Source organism: Vreelandella piezotolerans (assembly GCF_012427705.1).
Lineage (GTDB): Bacteria > Pseudomonadota > Gammaproteobacteria > Pseudomonadales > Halomonadaceae > Vreelandella > Vreelandella piezotolerans.
In genome coordinates this window covers 262022-279039 of record NZ_CP048602.1, presented here as the reverse complement: position 1 = coordinate 279039, position 17018 = coordinate 262022, and the positions used below count along the sequence as shown (strand labels likewise).

The 17018-nt window shown below is 60.2% G+C and carries 13 protein-coding genes and 1 tRNA gene; 3 read left to right on the top strand and 11 right to left on the bottom strand.

Translation table 11 applies throughout. From position 1 onward, the window contains the following. The first annotated feature begins 10 nt into the window (after positions 1 to 10). Positions 11 to 1006 carry a DUF1853 family protein gene (locus tag GYM47_RS01350; protein ID WP_331250797.1) on the top strand — a complete coding sequence of 332 codons (996 nt, stop codon included), beginning with the start codon at positions 11 to 13 and terminating at the stop codon, positions 1004 to 1006. Between the two features lie 8 nt (positions 1007 to 1014). On the opposite strand, the gene proB is transcribed toward GYM47_RS01350, so the two are convergent. From proB to rplU, 4 genes are all read right to left on the bottom strand, one after another. Beyond that, on the bottom strand, positions 1015 to 2175 hold the full coding sequence (proB, locus tag GYM47_RS01345; RefSeq protein ID WP_231125607.1) for a glutamate 5-kinase: 1161 nt from the start codon (positions 2173 to 2175) through the stop codon (positions 1015 to 1017). Positions 2176 to 2214: 39 nt separating this feature from the next. Further along, the gene (gene cgtA / locus GYM47_RS01340; RefSeq protein WP_139527923.1) at positions 2215 to 3405 is read right to left on the bottom strand and encodes an Obg family GTPase CgtA; all 1191 of its coding nucleotides are present in this window, start codon (positions 3403 to 3405) and stop codon (positions 2215 to 2217) included. Positions 3406 to 3579: 174 nt separating this feature from the next. Next, positions 3580 to 3837, bottom strand: a complete 258-nt coding sequence (rpmA, locus tag GYM47_RS01335) for a 50S ribosomal protein L27 (protein WP_139527922.1) — start codon at positions 3835 to 3837, stop codon at positions 3580 to 3582. Between the two features lie 30 nt (positions 3838 to 3867). Then, a complete protein-coding gene (rplU, locus tag GYM47_RS01330; protein ID WP_139527921.1) occupies positions 3868 to 4179 on the bottom strand; it encodes a 50S ribosomal protein L21 in 312 nt (103 codons plus the stop codon). A 284-nt stretch (positions 4180 to 4463) separates the two neighbouring features. On the opposite strand from rplU, the gene ispB reads away from it, so the two are divergent. Together ispB and GYM47_RS01320 are read left to right on the top strand one after the other, a co-directional pair. Next, a complete protein-coding gene (gene ispB, locus GYM47_RS01325; protein WP_153843207.1) occupies positions 4464 to 5468 on the top strand; it encodes an octaprenyl diphosphate synthase in 1005 nt (334 codons plus the stop codon). 104 nt (positions 5469 to 5572) lie between these two features. Further along, positions 5573 to 5649, top strand: a tRNA-Pro gene (locus GYM47_RS01320). Positions 5650 to 5748: 99 nt separating this feature from the next. On the opposite strand, the gene GYM47_RS18445 is transcribed toward GYM47_RS01320, so the two are convergent. The 7 genes from GYM47_RS18445 to GYM47_RS01285 all read right to left on the bottom strand — a co-directional run bounded on the left by GYM47_RS18445 (position 5749) and on the right by GYM47_RS01285 (position 16987). Continuing rightward, positions 5749 to 7422 carry a methyl-accepting chemotaxis protein gene (locus tag GYM47_RS18445; protein ID WP_269202174.1) on the bottom strand — a complete coding sequence of 558 codons (1674 nt, stop codon included), beginning with the start codon at positions 7420 to 7422 and terminating at the stop codon, positions 5749 to 5751. Between the two features lie 298 nt (positions 7423 to 7720). Beyond that, positions 7721 to 9982, bottom strand: a complete 2262-nt coding sequence (locus GYM47_RS01310; RefSeq protein ID WP_153843208.1) for an ATP-dependent DNA helicase — start codon at positions 9980 to 9982, stop codon at positions 7721 to 7723. Next, the gene (locus GYM47_RS01305; protein ID WP_153843209.1) at positions 9979 to 11658 is read right to left on the bottom strand and encodes a VRR-NUC domain-containing protein; all 1680 of its coding nucleotides are present in this window, start codon (positions 11656 to 11658) and stop codon (positions 9979 to 9981) included. Before GYM47_RS01305 ends, GYM47_RS01310 begins: the two co-directional genes overlap by 4 nt. A 32-nt stretch (positions 11659 to 11690) precedes the next feature. Then, entirely contained in the window at positions 11691 to 12047 is a 357-nt protein-coding gene (locus GYM47_RS01300) for a hypothetical protein (protein WP_153843210.1), read from the bottom strand. A 110-nt stretch (positions 12048 to 12157) separates the two neighbouring features. Further along, positions 12158 to 13201 (bottom strand): histone deacetylase family protein, encoded by a 1044-nt coding sequence (locus GYM47_RS01295; RefSeq protein ID WP_153843211.1) that lies wholly within the window; start codon positions 13199 to 13201, stop codon positions 12158 to 12160. A 9-nt stretch (positions 13202 to 13210) separates the two neighbouring features. Then, positions 13211 to 13489, bottom strand: coding sequence for a GIY-YIG nuclease family protein (locus GYM47_RS01290; protein WP_139527915.1), 279 nt, complete (start codon positions 13487 to 13489; stop codon positions 13211 to 13213). 6 nt (positions 13490 to 13495) lie between these two features. Then, positions 13496 to 16987, bottom strand: coding sequence for a putative bifunctional diguanylate cyclase/phosphodiesterase (locus GYM47_RS01285; RefSeq protein ID WP_153843212.1), 3492 nt, complete (start codon positions 16985 to 16987; stop codon positions 13496 to 13498). Positions 16988 to 17018: the final 31 nt, after the last annotated feature.

The window sequence follows — 17018 nt, the reverse complement described above, 5'->3', positions numbered from 1 at the left end:
GGAGAGACGTTTGACGACCTCTGCCGAAGGTGTCAGCGATAGGATTCACCACGCCGTACTGCGCGATATGGCGTGGCTGCTGGCAACACCGGACCTCGTGGCGCTGGGCAACTACCCCGGCCGCCCCAGCAATGCCACATTGGGTCTCGATGGCGGGCAGCAGGCGTGGTTGCAAACACTAGCGCCCAATGTCGCCGCGCTCGATGGCCAGCTCGCCACCCGCATGGGGCACTACCATGAGCGGCTTTGGCATTTGCTGCTGGATAACGCGCCCAACACTCGCCTGCTGGCCCACAATCTGCGCATTACCCATCGACGAAACACCCTGGGTGAGCTGGACATGCTCTACCGTACTCGGGAAAACCCGGCTCCGGTTCATTTGGAAGTGGCGATCAAGTTCTATCTCGGCCTGCCTGAAGGGCCAGGAGACGCCGCGTGCCAAAGTCGTTGGATTGGCCCCGGGGGCTTGGACAGCTTAGCGCTGAAGTACAGCCATCTTTTACATCATCAGCTACCGCTCTCCCGTACGCCTCAGGCAAAGACTGCCATGGCGCACTGGCTAGCGCCCCGTGACATCGCAGAGCCGACAACGCTCAGCGCACGGCTCACTCAACGGCTAGCCCTTCCTGGCGTGCTGTTTTACCCCTGGCACGCAACGCTGCCGCCCCCCGCGGGCGCCACGGCCGAGCATCGGCGTGGATGGTGGTGCCATCAGCATGCTTGGCCCAGTGTCGCCAAGCATTACAGCACGGCGCTGCAGCTCGCCAGACTTACCAAGCCCCACTGGTTAGCCCCTCCACCGCTCGACGCCTTTGGCGCTGCCAAACAGCGGATGCCAGACGTGATGGCACAGGTCGACCGCTACGGACCGCAGCAAGTGATGCTGTACGATCCACAGAAAGAGCAGGAGGGAGCGCATTACGAAGAGAGGCCGCTAACGCGGCTGATGGTGGTGCCCGACGACTGGCCGCACCAAATACCGCTGCCGCCCAAACGGCGCGGTTAACCTAACGTTTAGATCACCACGAGATTGTCGCGATGGATGAGCTCGTGGGCTTCCACGTAGCCGAGAATGGCTTCGATCTGATGGCTGGGTTGGCCTGCTAGCTGGCGCGCCTCATCGGCACCGTAGTTGATCAAGCCCTTGGCCACGCGGGCACCTTGTTCATCCACACAGAGCACCATGTCGCCACGCTTGAAACTGCCCTGAACGTCCCGTACACCCACGGCTAGCAGACTGGAGCCTTTGTCGCGCAGCACGTTGACCGCGCCCGCATCCAGCACCAGAGTACCGCGCACCTGTAGCTGCCCTGCTAGCCAGCGCTTACGCGCGGCCATCGGCGCCTGATCCGGGCGCAGCAGCGTACCCAACGCTTCGCCGCCCATGAGGCGGGTGATGACGTCCGGCTGGCGGCCGCTGGCAATCACGGTCACCGCGCCGGAGCGCGCCGCGAGCTGCGCTGCACGCACCTTGGTGCTCATGCCCCCGCGCCCCAGCGCGCCACCGCTGCCCGCGACGGCGGCCAAACGCGGGTCGTCGGCTCGCCCTTCGGCAATCAGCGTGGCCGACGGATCATGACGCGGGTCGGCATCGAACAGGCCTTCCTGGTCAGTGAGTAGCAGCAGCGCATCGGCTTCCAGGAGGTTGGCCACCAGCGCGCCCAGTGTGTCGTTATCGCCGAAGCGGATCTCGTCGGTGACGACGGTATCGTTTTCGTTGATCACCGGCACCACGCGCATCTCCACCAGGGTACGCAGCGCCGAGAGCGCATTGAGATAGCGCTTACGGTTAGAGAGATCGTCGTGGGTAAGCAGAATTTGCGCAGTGAGCATGCCGTGGCGAGCAAAGTGCTGCTCGTAGCACTGGGTGAGCCCGTTCTGCCCTACGGCTGCCGCCGCCTGAAGCTCGTGCACGGCGCTGGGGCGCGCCTGCCAGCCTAGGCGCACCATGCCTGCCGCCACGGCTCCCGAAGAGACCAACACCACATCGATACCCTGCTGATGCAAGGCAGCAATTTGATCCACCCACCCGCCGATGGCCGCTTCGTCCAGCCCGCGGCCATCGTTGGTGAGCAGCGCGCTGCCAATCTTGACCACTATCCGGCGGGCACTACTCAGCGCCTCACGGCCCGGCAACTGCTCGTTGTGTTCCACGTCGCGACTCTCCCACGCCATTGCGCTCACGCGATTCATCCTGGTCGGCATGCCTGCCGTTTACGGGGCGTACTCTACTTCGACATCGTAATCATCGTCGTCGAAATCGTCATCGTCTTCGTCGTCATCGCGCTTGCGGCGACGGCCAAGGCGAGCTTCGGTGCGGGCCACCGACTCCTCTTCCATGCGGCGACGCATCTCCTGCTCGCGGGCATGGGCCTCTTCGTCTTCGTTTTCCAGACGCTGCTGCTCGGTGAGCCAGCGGTACGCCGCCTGCACCAGCTTGTCAGTGCCTTCGCTGCTGATCGCCGAAATACGGAACACCGGACCGTCCCAGTTCAACGCCTCGATGATCGCCTGGGCCCGCGCTTCGCGCTCCTCTTCCGGCAGCAGGTCAAACTTGTTCAACACCAGCCAGCGCGGCCGCTCGGAGAGCGCCGGGGAGAACTGGCCCAGCTCGTGCACGATGGCCTGGGCAGCCTCGACCGGATCGGACTCGTCGAACGGCGCCACATCCACCACGTGGAACAGCAGCCGCGTACGGGTCAGGTGCTTCAAGAAGCGCAGCCCCAGACCCGCGCCATCGGAAGCTCCTTCGATCAGTCCCGGAACGTCGGCCATCACGAAGTGCTCGTGCATCCCCAGCTTGACCACGCCCAGGTTTGGCACCAGCGTGGTGAACGGGTAGTTGGCCACCTTCGGCTTGGCCGCCGACACCGACCGAATCAGCGTCGACTTACCGGCGTTGGGCATGCCGAGCAGGCCCACGTCCGCCATTACCTTCATTTCCAGGCGCAAATTGCGGCGATCACCTTCGGTGCCTGGCGTGGTACGACGCGGTGCGCGATTGGTAGAAGACTTGAAGTGAATGTTACCCAACCCACGGCGACCACCTTCGGCCACCAGCACGACCTGACCGATTTCCGTCACGTCGGCAATCACCTCGAGGGTATCTTCATCGATCACCGTGGTGCCCACCGGCACTTTGACGTGCAGATCTTCCCCGGCTTTACCGCTCATCTGGCGACCCATACCGCCCTGACCGTTTTCAGCTTTGTAGAAACGCTGAAACTTGAAATCAATCAAGGTGTTGAGCGCATCATCACCAATCAGATAGACGCTGCCTCCGTGGCCGCCATCGCCACCATCAGGGCCCCCTTTGGGCACATATTTCTCGCGGCGAAAGCTCAGACAGCCATTGCCGCCTTTACCTGCCTCAACAATGATCGAGGCTTCATCGACGAACTGCATTGGATTCTCCCGGCCGCTTCCGCCGCCCTGACTACCACTACACTATCCCTCCCGCTTCATGCGGGCCAAAGGGATCGAAAAGACAAAAAAGCCCCGCCATGGCGGGGCTTTTTTTCGTCATCTTCACACTGCGTAAATTACCCAAGATAACTTACACACCGCGATCGTGGCTGCTTAGGCAGACACGATGCTGACGAATTTACGGTTCTTCGGACCTTTGGTCTCGAACTTCACGACGCCATCGTTCAGCGCGAACAGCGTGTAGTCGCGACCAACGCCAACGCCCGTGCCAGCATGGAAACGCGTGCCGCGCTGACGAACGATGATGTTACCGGCGGTTGCCGCTTGGCCACCGTACAGTTTCACACCAAGGCGTTTGGATTCGGAATCGCGACCGTTACGCGTGGAGCCGGCTGCCTTTTTATGTGCCATTGCAAAATCCTCCTAAAGGGAAGTGACTGCTTACGCAGAAATTCCGGTAATTTTGACTTCAGTGAACCACTGACGGTGGCCCTGACGCTTCATGTGGTGCTTCCGGCGGCGGAACTTGATGATGGTGACTTTGTCGCCACGGCCGTGGGAAACGACTTCGGCGGACACCTTGGCACCGCTTACCAGCGGAGCGCCAACGTTGACGTCGTCGCCGTCTGCAACCAGCAGCACTTCATCAAACTCAATCGTTTCGCCGGTAGCGACTTCGATTTTCTCGAGTTTGAGGGTCTGACCTTCTTGAACGCGGTACTGTTTGCCACCGCTTTTGATAACTGCGTACATGTCGCTCTCCGGACTTGTCGTTAATGCCGGTTACGCCCCGCGTAACCAACGCTCATCGCCTTCCGCTCTTATCGACCTGCTGCGAGTGGCGCCCCTTTTGGCAACCATCTGACAGGGAGCATGATGAGTGGGTCGCGGATTATAACGACTATCGCTGCATACCACAAGGCCACTGGGGTTTGTCAATCGCTCATGCGCCCTCCCCGCCGCGCTATGCCTTGACGCCTTACAGGCAGCCCCATAGCATGGCTTCAACCTTTTACCCGCCGCAATGAACGGAACCCATGACAGCCAACGTCTCCCCCACCTCGCCTGCCAGCCCTTCGCCTTCACCGCTGCACGCCGTGGTGGCGGATGACTTTGATGCCGTCAACCGCACCATCGTGGCGCAGCTCAACTCTAAAGTGCCGCTGGTCGAAACCATCGGCCAATACATCATCGACAGCGGCGGCAAGCGCCTGCGTCCGCTGTTGGTCCTGCTGGCGGCACGTGCGTTAGGCTATGAGGGTGACAAACACATTACCCTCGCCACCCTCATCGAGTTCATGCATACCTCGACGCTACTGCATGACGACGTGGTGGATGAGTCGCACATGCGTCGAGGCAAAAAAACCGCCAACGACGCCTGGGGTAATGCGCCCTCGGTCCTGGTAGGCGACTTTCTCTACTCCCGCTCGTTTCAAATGATGGTCGACGTCGGTTCCATGCGCATCATGGCGATTCTATCGGGCGCGACCTGCGTCATCGCGGAAGGCGAGGTGCTGCAGTTGACCAACATCGGTAATCCCAGCATTTCCGAGACGGACTACTTCGAGACGATACAAGGCAAAACCGCGATGCTGTTTGAAGCCGCTTCTCATAGCGGCGCCGTGCTCGCCGACGCCACGTCCGAGCAAGAGCGCGCCCTGCAGCACTACGGCCGCTATCTGGGCCTCGCTTTCCAATTGATCGACGACCTGCTGGATTACCAGGGCGACGCTGATGCCATGGGTAAGAACGTGGGAGACGACCTCGCCGAAGGTAAACCTACCTTGCCCCTCATTCATGCCATGGAGCGTGGCACCCCTGAGCAAGCCAAGATGATTCGCCAGGTGATCCGTAAAGGCGGCCTGGAGCAACTGGACGAGGTGCTGGCGATCATTCACGCCACCGGCGCCCTCGAATATACTCGCGCCCGGGCAGAAGAGATGGCGGACAAAGCGCTAGCAGAGCTCGACGCCTTACCCCCCAGCGCCTACCGCGATAGTATGGCGCAGCTTGCCCGCTTGGCCGTCGACCGCCAAGCCTAACCGTCGAGATCGGCCTCGCGGCACAAACCACGCAAAAGGGGCTTGAAAAAAGCCCCTTCCCTGCGTATGATTCGTCCCGTTGTTGAGCATGTCTTAGCAACCTTCGGAATATAGCTCAGCTTGGTAGAGCGCTGCCTTCGGGAGGCAGAGGTCGTAGGTTCGAATCCTGCTATTCCGACCAAAGAATTCAATGAAAACGGCCACTTCGCTCTCTAAGCAAGTGGCCGTTTTTGTTGGCATCCCCCCAGCCACGCGGATAGGGGGGACGGCAGGCGCGTGCTTAAAACGCCTCCCACTCCGGTTCGGCCACATCGGCACGGTTTTTCTTGGCCGGTGAAGCGGTGGGCTTTGCCGGAGCCTGCGCTGGCGCGCGCGCGATGGGAAGCGAGTGACGAGCTTCGTGGGCCGATAGTTTGAACGTAGCGACTGCGCGCTCCAAATGGGCAGCTTGCTCTTCTAAAGATGCTGCCGCTGAGGCGGACTCTTGAACCAACGCCGCGTTTTGCTGGGTGACTTCATCCATTTGTGCGATGGCTTGGTTCACCTGCTCGATGCCGTCACTTTGTTCGGTCGAGGCCGCGGAAATTTCATCCATGATATCGGCGACGCGCTTCACGGACGCCATAATGGCCTCCATGGTCTGCCCGGCGCCTTCTACCAGCTGCGACCCTTGCTCCACCTGCCCTACCGATGTTTCGATCAGTGCTCTGATCTCTTTGGCAGCATCGGCACTGCGGCTGGCAAGATTACGCACTTCGGTCGCGACCACCGCGAACCCCCTGCCTTGCTCCCCTGCGCGCGCCGCTTCCACCGACGCATTGAGCGCCAAAATATTGGTTTGGAACGCAATAGAGTCAATGACGCCAATGATATCGCTGATTTTTCGGGAGCTGTCGGCAATGCCGTGCATGGTCACGACCACTTGCTCGACGGCCTCGCCACCCTGGGCAGCCGTCGCCGACGCTTCGCTTGCCAACGTACTGCCTTGACGCGCATTGTCGGAGTTTTGCTTCACCGTCGCCGTTAGCTGCTCCATGCTGGCAGCGGTCTCCTCGAGGGAAGCGGCCTGCTGCTCAGTGCGGGAAGACAGATCAGCGTTACCCCCGGCAATTTCGCGTGCGCCAATGTGGATCGAGCCACTGCTATCACGTACGGAAGAGACCGTTTGCGACAGTCCCGTTTGCATGTGTCGCATCGCCGAAAAGAGTTGGCCAATTTCGTTACGGCCACGGTCGGCAATGCTGTGCGATAGATCGCCTTGCGCAATGCGCTCGAAATGCTGCCCCGCCTCTTTGAGCGGACGCAGGACGACACGCATCATGCCCATGAGCACCAGCGCGATACACAGCGCCACAAACAGCAGCACAGCGATCTCCACATACGTATTGATGGTTCTGCTCTGTTGATAATCATCCATGAGGCTCTGGCCGCGCTGACGAGCATAGGCGATAAAGGCTTCATTTGCGGCCATGTACGCTAGGTTGAGCTGATCGCCGGTCGTTTTAGCGGCACGAAACGCAGCTTCATTACGATTGTCGAGTCCGGTATATTGCGGCTCCAAACCATTGGCAACGAGCTGTGTAAACGCTGCCTCGATAGCATCGGCATAGGGTTGGCCCTGTGCTGATTTCGGCACGGCCAAGAAATCTTCGAAATACTGTTTAGCCATCTGAAGCGTTTGATTGGCTTTTTCTAGGTGGGCGCTGGCAAGCGCGGTCTCTCCTTCGCTCAAGGCATCGAGATGATTCAAGAAAAACAGCTGGGTGTCGGCCACGTTGACCTGCGCTCGATTAAGCGCGTTCAGCTGTTTAACGTTGATTCTATTGAGCTCTTCGAGTGCGTCGGACGCTTTAGAACTACTGAGGTAGCCCAGCCCGGCCACCAGCAGTATAAAAGCCGCGAAGAGTCCTAAGATGGTGATCAGACTTGCCTTGATCGATATGTTTTTCAGCACGTTAGCGTCTTCCACGTGAGTACGGAACAACAGGCCACAAGCGCGACCTAGATAGATGTCTTGCTATCAGTAGAAGGGCGTTCTGACGATAGGGTGACTAACGTGTTTATCGGCACTCCCGCTTGGACGTTTAGAGATTGCTAGAGAAAGTGTCGAAACATTGATATAGATCAATATTTATTGCCGGGCGCACACGACGCCCCAATACACGTTTATTATAAATAACAATATTCTATCGATTTAATGATAGGTTAGCTCATTAGCGTATCAGGCAACCTGATGGTGCTTTAGGTAACGATCAGCTTAACTGCCACCAACGCGGCAGTAAGGCGCGCACTTTGTTCTGAGCGAAGCGATCATCCATTAACACCACAACCCCCTCATCTTCAGGGCTGCGGATCACGCGCCCGGCGGCTTGCACCACTTTGATCATACCGGGGATATGATAGGTATAGTCATCACCTTGACCGAACCGCGCCTGCAGCCGTGCCTTGAGCGCTTCGTTGAAGTCGTTGAAGGGGGGTAAGCCGAGCGTCGCCACAAAGGCACCAATCAATCGATCACCGGGCAAATCGATTCCCTCCGCAAAGGCGCCGCCCAATACGGCAAAGCCAATCCCTTTCCCACCCGGTGCAAAGCGAGCTAGAAACGCATCACGCTCGGGTTCCTGCATACTGCGTGTTTGCGCCCAAGCCGGAATCTCAGGGTGCGCCAACTCGAACGCACGCATCACCTGTTCTAGGTATGCAAAACTGCTTAAAAAGGCCAAATAGTGGCCCGGCGTGCGCCGGTACTGCGCTGCCAGGGTAGCCACGATGGGCGTTACCGACGCCACACGATGGTGATAGCGCGTGGAAATGTCGGTGCGTAACTGCACCTCTAGTTGGCACGCCACGAACGGCGAGTCTACCTCACGCCAAACACTCTGTTCGGGAAGACCCAGCAGGTTCCGGTAGTAGTGAAAAGGCGTCAGCGTGGCCGAAAACAGCACCGCACAGTGGGCACGCTCAAAACGGGGGGCAAGAAAATCCGCCGGTATCACATTGCGCAGCCCAAGCACCGCACGTCCCTTACCTTGAATCTCCAAATCGCACAGCGAGTGGTCGCCGAACGATTCCGCTAAGCGACAGAACGCCAGTGCTTCGAACAGCAGTTCCTGAAGCGCCTGATTCACTTCGTCGGGATGCTCCACGAGATAGTCCGTGATGGCCCCGGCCAGGGCATGCAGCGCCCCCACCAGCTTGGTGGGCAGTGCCTCCAACACATGGTAGCGGCGCTCTGGTGCGTGCTCGGCCGTCTCTTTGTTGAGCGCCTGCCACTGCCTGCCCACTCGGGCCAACGGCTTGGCTAAGGCGGGTGGGGATTGGCGGCGCAGATAGCTCAAGCGCTGCTGGGTGAGGGCGGCGCTGTACATGCCACGAGCGCGCTCTACCAGGTTATGCGCCTCATCCACCAGTAGGCCCACCCGCCAGTCGTTGGCCTGGGCAAGCCCGTGCAGAAGCGCATGGCTATCGAACCAGTGATTGACATCCCCCACGACCACATCGGCCCAGCGGGCCAGCTCCTGGCCCAAATAGTAGGGGCAGACGTGATGTGCCAGCGCTACCTCGCGCAGTGCTTCGCGGTCTAGCCAGCTTTTCTCTACCGCGACTTGGCGAGCGGCAGACAAGCGATCGTAAAACCCCCTGGCCAACGGGCAGGTATCGCCCTGGCAGGCGGTACCCGGGTACTCACACGCTTTTTCACGGGCTACCAGTTCCAGCACACGCAGCGGCTGCGTGGGAGCATCCAAGCTCGCCAAAGCATCCAACGCCAAGCGGCGGCCTGGGGTTTTCATGGTGAGAAAGGCGATGCGGTCGAGCCGCTGACGGGGCATCGCGGAGAGCATAGGGAACAGCGTGCCCAGGGTTTTGCCGATACCAGTGGGCGCCTGGGCCAGCAGGCAGCGCCCGGTGCTGGCGGCTTTGAAGACATCCTCGGCCAGTGCCCGCTGGCCGGGGCGAAAATCCGCGTGAGGAAAGGTCAGCGTGGTGAGCCACCCATCGCGACGCTCACGGTGGGCGGCCTCCTGCTCGGCCCAGGCTAAAAAGCGTTGGCACTGGTCGACAAAAAACGCTGATAATTCCTCGTTGCTAGCCTCGAGCGTCAGCCGCGTTTCCTGGCCACTGTCGATATTCAGGTATACCAGCGCCAACGTAATGTGCGGCAAATCCCGCTCCGCGCAAAGCAGCGCCCCGTACATCTTTACCTGCGCCCAGTGGAGCGACCGCTGGTTATCGGCCATGCGCGTTAGGCTACCGCGATGGGTCTTGACCTCTTCGACACAGTTGGCCGCCACATCGAAACCATCGGCGCGGCCAGACACGTGTAGCCCCTGATACTCACCGGAGAGAGGAAGTTCGGCCTCGTAACCCGCTATGTTTTCCCGCCGTTTGGCCACCAGAGCGTGCCCCTCGATACCCGCTTGGGCGCTGGGCGAGGGAGTGAAGCGGTGGTCGAGATCACCTTCGCGCGCGGTGAAGTCGCACAGCGTGCGCACCGCCACCCGATAGCGGCTCATGGCACGGGCTGCCAGCGCACGTGGCACACTTCGACGGGTATGTCGTGGCGGCAGAAGAAGTCGATCCAGCGGCGCTGGTTATCCTGTAGCCGGTCGCCGGGGCCTTTCACTTCGATCATGCGATAGCGAAGCTCCCCATCGGGCGCATCGGGTATCAGTTGAATGAGATCGGGCAGGCCCGCTCGGTTGTGCTTTAGATCACTCAACAAGCGGATAAAGCAGGCCCGCAGGTGTTCAGCGGGCAGACAGTCAAGTGCCGCCGTTAGCAGCGGCTCGTTCAGGAGTCCCCAGTGCACGAAGGGCGAGGTAATGCCCTGTTTGGCGTGCCAGGTGGCCCGAATCGTCTCGCGGTAACGCCCGTCGTCTAACTGCGCCAAGCAGGCGTCGATCTCGGCTTGGCGCTGGACGACGAAATCCTCGCGGTATAAATCCGCAGGGCCGCTGTGGAACGGATGAAAAAACGCGCCCGGTAGCGGTTTGAACATCACAGGCCAGAGCAGCAGACCAAACAGCCCGGTGATTAGTCCATTTTCCACATAGAACACCGGGGCAGTGGCGGTGGATAAGTGCTCGGCAACGGCGCGTTCTACTGGTTGCGGACCAGCAAGCTCCAACACATAGGTCGGCGCCTCGGCCGCCTTGACGGCCTGTGGGGAGGGCAACGCCAGCTTGCGTGCCAAGCGCGGTAGCAAGCGACTCAGCGCTTGGGCCTCACCCTCCCCTGCCTGCTCCAGCGCGACCTGGGCGAGTTCATAAGCTTCCGAGTAACGGCCAATGCGCTCCAGTACGCGCAGCCTACGTATACGCGCCTCGCTGTTATTCGCTTCGGCGTAAAGCGACAACGCCTGCTCAACGTTGCCACTGCGCTCTGCCGTGCGGCCCAGGGTCAACAGCAGCCGCGAACGGCGGGCGTCTAGCCAGCGGTTACCAAAGGCGGCGGGCACCTCTGCAGCCAGCTGCTCGGGAGATTCGCCATTTTCCAGACGCTCGCGCAGGCGGTGCAGCGTGAGGTAGGTGTCCACCTCTTCCCGGCGCTGAAACGCGCGAGACTCTGCGGTCAGCGGAACCTGTTCAAAACGCTGTAGGCCCAGCTCAGTGAGCACGAACTCAGCCCAATCTTGGCGCACGTTGCCAAAGAACATCAGCCGCAGGCGGTCGCATAGCGCCATGACGTTGAGTCGCACGATACGCGTCGACGCTTCTGGCCACCACTGGCGCAGCGGCAGTGCATCGGTGAGTACCGGCGTTAACGCCGTCTGAAGTGCGGTTTTAGTGGCATTAGACGCCAGACCGGCGGAACGAATAGAGGCTCTCAAGGCGTCGCGTAGCTCGCTCAAGCGCAGCAGCCGAAACAACTCCTCAATGGTTAACAGCGGTGCGTCACTCACCCAGCCAAGGGCTAACAGTGGCGCCAACGCCTGATGCGTATCGCCAATTTCAGGATAGCTGAGCTTATCCAAGCGAAACAGCTCGCCTTTACGCATCACCATGCGTACCAGCAGCGCTTGAGAAGCGCGTGGCAACTGCGACCACTGCTCGAGCGCGTGGTGCTCATCGGCGCTGAGTAGATCACCGTGGCGCGCCTGCACCCACGCGACCACGAAGCGAAAATTCGCTAAGTAGTAGAAGGGATCATCGAGAGAGGCGGTCGCCGGGGCGGCAGAAGCACTGTTCATTCATCCATTGTAACAGTGCAAGCGGTCGTGGGTTAACCCACGCGATGCTGGTAAAGCACTGCTAATGCCTCGTCAGCGGCTTGTTCATCGATGGATGCCGTCTCATTGGGCGGCACTGGCGGCCTGCGCCCGCCGACCAACACGTACCACTCCGCTTCCGTGAGATAGTGCTGGCACCAGCGGCTGAGGCCATCGGCCACGGCTTCCCGGGGACACTCGCCGCCGCGAAACACGGTCGCAAGGTGCAGTAAATCCTGACGGGCAGTCCGTGCACGGGCATTACCGCCGTGCACCTTGGAGAGCGGGCAGCGTCGGTCGTAGGCCGCGTTGGTGAGGGCATTGAGCCAACGCTCCACTTCATGTGCCTGAATACCGCCGTAAACTGCCACGTGCCGCTCCCACTTTGAACGATCAAATTAACAAAATAGATGTCGACCTATAGCATAGGCCAAAAAGGCATAAGACTGCCCGAATTTCGTGCAACTGTCACTTTACTGCCTCATTTCACTCTCTGGGCGACCTCTTCAAAACCCTGCAATACGTTCACCACGTTAATCCCGATATCTTCGACGGCATACCCCCCTTCCATTAGAAATACGCAGGGTAGCCCAGCGGCCGCGAGACGTTGACCGAGGGCAATGAAGTCGGCGTGCTGAAAGGTAAAGGCACTGATCGGGTCACCTTCGAAAATGTCCACGCCCAGCGACACCACCAGCAGCTCGCACTCCGCTTGATGGATGCGCGCCAAAGCTTCATCCAACGCGGCCATCCAGGTGGCAACGGAAGTGCCCGGCGGCAACGGGTAATTGATCGTGAAGCCGTCGCCTGCTCCCTCACCGGTTTCATCGGCGTAGCCAGAGAAGTAGGGGAAGGTCACGTCAGGATCGCCGTGCAGGGAAGCGAACAGCACATCGTCACGGCGATAGAAGATCTGTTGGGTGCCGTTACCGTGGTGAAAGTCCACATCCAGAATTGCCACGCGGCGCTTGCCAGCGTCCAGCGCACGTTGGGCGGCGATGCCGGCATTGTTGAAAAAGCAGTAGCCGCCAAACTGATCTATCGCCGCGTGGTGGCCTGGCGGGCGGCACAGTCCAAAGGTCGGATCGCCCGACGCCAGGGTGTGATCGACCGCTGCCAGGGCCGTATCCTTACTCGCCAGAGCCGCGGCAAAGGTGCCTGCCGTAATCGATGTTTCGGCGGCCAGAGCGTAGTAGCCCAACTGGCCGCTCACCGACTGGGGAATACGGTCGCCGCGCATCGTTCGGGCGGGCCAAATGTTGGGAATCGCCTCGCCAGCGTGGCCCGCCGCTTGCCACGCCGGCCAGCAGCGTTCCAAGAACGCGACGTAGTCGGCATCGTGCACCGCCAGCACGGGCGCCAAGCCGTAATTGCTAGGCGCGCGGACATCGAACGCGGCTTGGCGCAGGGCGGCCAGCACCAAGTCGATGCGTTCCGGGCACTCAAAGGGGGTGACCAAGGCACCATCGTGCAGCTCGCTTTGCGCTTGGCGCAGGCGGCTACCTTCGGAGAAAAACGTCAGCATCAGGGCTCCTTACTCTTCATACGTCACTGGCCACTTCGCCGCCCAGCGGCGTTTTTGGTCCGGCGACTGCTGCTTCAACCGGTACTCTGCCTGGCTTGCCGCTGCCCGATCGGCAAACGGCTGCGCGCCAAGCAGCGCCAGCGGCGGATTCGCTCGGGTATAGCGCGCTCCCTTACCCGTGGCATGGGCGCGGTAGCGCTTGGCGAGGTCGTTAGTGATGCCTACGTAGGTACCACGCTGACACTCTAGCAAGTAGAGATACCACTGCGGCGATGAACTCTTATCCATGGCGACTCATTGGTTGACGGGCGTGGTGGCCCTTTCCTGGGCAGCCAGCAAGCGTTCGAGCTCGGCAAGTGGCATGGGCCTGGCCAACCCAAAGCCTTGGAAACCATCGCAGTGATAGCTTAACAGCCGCTGGTGCTGCTCGTGGGTCTCGACGCCCTCGGCCACGACGCTTAGCCCCAGGTGGTGGGCCATGGAGATGATCCCTTGCACGATGGCGGCATCGTCACTGCTGTTGGTCAGTTCGTGAATGAAACTGCGGTCGATTTTTACCGTACTGATAGGTAGATGTTTAAGGTAACTCAAGCTCGAGTAGCCAGTGCCAAAGTCATCGATGGAGACACTGACCCGCATGTTGCGCAGGGCATGTAATATCTCGATGGCGGACGCTGTGTTATCCATCAAAATGCCCTCGGTCAGCTCCAGTGACAACTGCTCGGCGGGTAGACCAGTCTCGGCGAGTGTTTGGCGAAGCGTGGCCAAAAAGTTGTCTCGGTGGAACTGTAACGGCGAGAGGTTGACCGCCACACGCAGCGTACCAAGGCCGCCGCGCTGTAGCGCCAGCATGTCTTGGCAAGCACGCTGCAGCACCCATTCGCTGATCGGCATGATTTGCCCAGTGGCTTCCGCCAGGGGAATGAAACGTGCTGGCGAAATATAACCTTTGCTGGGGTGCGGCCAGCGTAGCAGCGCCTCCACACTGGCAATCTTGCCATGCCGGTCCATCAGCGGCTGGTAGTGAAGCTCGAAGCCTTGGTGGTCAATCGCTTCTTGCAGATCGTTACGCAGGCTTACCCTTTCGCTGGCTAGGTCATTGATGTCGCTACTGAACCAAGCGTAGGCATTGCGCCCCTGCTGCTTGGCCTTGTACATGGCCATATCGGCCTGCTGAATCAGCGTTTGTGGCAGCAGCGTATCGGGTTGGCTCATGGCAATGCCCACACTGGCGGTCAAGTACAGCTCGTGCCCTTCTAGACAGTACGGCTTTGCCAGCGCAGGGAGCAGCCGCTCGACCACGTCGATGACCTGTTGGCCCTGCTCGATATCGGTAATCAACAGCACGAACTCATCGCCCCCTAGACGGGCGACCGTATCTTCCTGGCGCAGCCCGGCGCGCAGCCGCGACGCCACTTCGATCAGTACCTGATCGCCTATGGCGTGCCCTAACGTATCATTGATGGGCTTGAAGTCGTCCAAGTCGACGAACAGTACACTGATTCGTTCACCGCTGCCCTGGGCCGCTGCAAACTGCTTGTGCAGCGTCTCTTCGAACATCATGCGATTGGGCAGGCGGGTGAGGTCGTCGTGGGTCGCGTGATAGGCGAGCCGCGCTTCATAGGCTTTATGTTGCGAGATATCGTGCTGAACCCCCACGAAATGCGTCACGAGTCCTTCGCTATCGCGCACGGGGGCGATATGGAGATCGTTCCAGAACGGCGTACCATCTTTACGGTAATTGCACAGCGTAACGTGGGTTTCGCGCTGCGCCTGAATACCGCGCCGTAGTTTGGCAATCATGGCAGGATCGCTCTCGGGCCCTTGTAGGAAACGGCAGTTCTGCCCAATCACGTCGCTCTGCGTATAGCCCGTCATCGTGCTGAACGCCTGGTTGGCATAGATGATGGGTAGGTCAGGCTGGCGCGCGTCTGCAATTAGCACGCCGTTGACGCTCGCCTCTACGCTGCGCTCTAGAGTGCGCAGCCGCGTCTGCTGACGCCGCTTGTCGGTGACGTCTTGCGCAATGCAGTAGACCCCTTCGATACTATCGTTAACCGAGACGGGCAGGCTAATCAAGTCGAGAATACGGTATTGTGCCTCTCGGTCGGTCATGGTCACTTCGTAACGACTGATGCCCCCCTGCAGCACATGCTTGAAGTGCGCTTTGATACGCTCTCGCTCAGGCGGCGCAATAAAATCGCTGAAGTGTCGCCCCACGACCTCGTCTAGCGGATAGCCAGTGACATCGGCACAGGTCGTATTGGCCGTTTGAAAATAGCCGTGTTGGTCCAGAGAAAAAACGGCGTCTGGGTGATGCACGAATAGCGAGCGGTAGCGCTGCTCGTTCTCTTCCAGCGAATGGCGGGCCGCCGCCAGTTCTCGCGTGCGCGCAATGGTGGCGCCTACGACACCCACACTAAAGGCCAGCAGCCAACTCATGACCAACCCGCCCATCGCGACACTGATAGGCATGAGCCCTAGCAGATACCAGTTGTAGTGCTGCCCTGGGTAAGCACGCAGCATTAAATTCACACCACCCGGTAGCCCGGTAAGCCGTGCTGCCAGGGCGTTGCTGAGTGACTCTACGTTCTCCGCAGCGAACCCTGAGGGGTGCAGCATCATCAGCCGTTGCTCACCCCGGCTCACCCCTACCTGAAAAGGCCCCAGCGCCAAGCTTAGTTCATGATTGAGCAGCGTCCCCAAATCGACGGCTGCCAAGAGCTGCTGAGTACGATTGGGAACGGGCAGCGCCATCACCATCATGCTGCGCTGATCGCTGTCGGGCAGCAGCAGCCGCGGGCGACCAAAGGGCACCGCTAGCCATGCCCGAACACTGGGTTTATCCAACTGCTCTTCTAGCCAGCTATCCCGCCCCAACTGACGCCCCTGGCTCCATACCACGCCCTCTTGAGCATCGACGAGGGCGATGGCATTCAAGCTCAAGGTATCGCGGAAATAGCTCAGCGTATCTTGTTGCAGTAGCGCCGGGCGCTGGTCGTCGGGCAAGGTACCGAGGCGCTCTGCCATGCGTTGCATGAGCTGCAGGCGTGCCGCCATGGCCTGCTCTGCGTTGAGTTGCACGTTATCCAACAGATAACTGGCCTGCTGCTCGATGGTGGCGCGCTGATTCATGCTTAGTAACAACCAAGCGAGACTGCTCACCAGCACCCCTGCCAGCCCTACTGCGACCGTCAGCTTACCCGGGCTCAAGCGCTCGGCACGATGCCGCCAGCCCGCAACCAGCAGCGCGATCCCAAGTAGCACGATAAAAGCCAGCACGGCAATGGGCGACGAGCTGAAGAGCGCTCGACCACCGACATCGCTCGACCATAAACGGGCCACCACCAATCCACCAAACAGTAGCAGGCCAACGCCAGCGACGCGCCAGAACAAGCGGCGCCACCTGCTACCGACGCCCATCCACAGGCAGAGAGTCATCCAGACGAGCATCCACGACGCCACACTCGTCATGCGCTCTTCGTGTGTTACCCAAGATGGCGCCACGCCGCCATCCACTGCGTTATGCACCAGCGTGTAGAGCAGCAGCGCACCCAGCCCGGCGGCACTCAGCCGCCGCAGCCAGTGCACCTGGCAGAGCGTGGCCAGCAAGCTGATGCCAATCAACAGTGTCGCTAGCGATGCATCAGGCACCAGCATGGGACCAAACAGTGTTTCGGGCAGCCAAAGACCTACCAGCAGGCCAGCGCCTCCCATCAGCAGCAGCGTGGCCGAGGCAATTAATAGCAGCGTTTCGGCTGCAAGATCACGAGTATTTAACGGCACACGCTCTCTCCTTTGCGTCCTATGCCCCCTG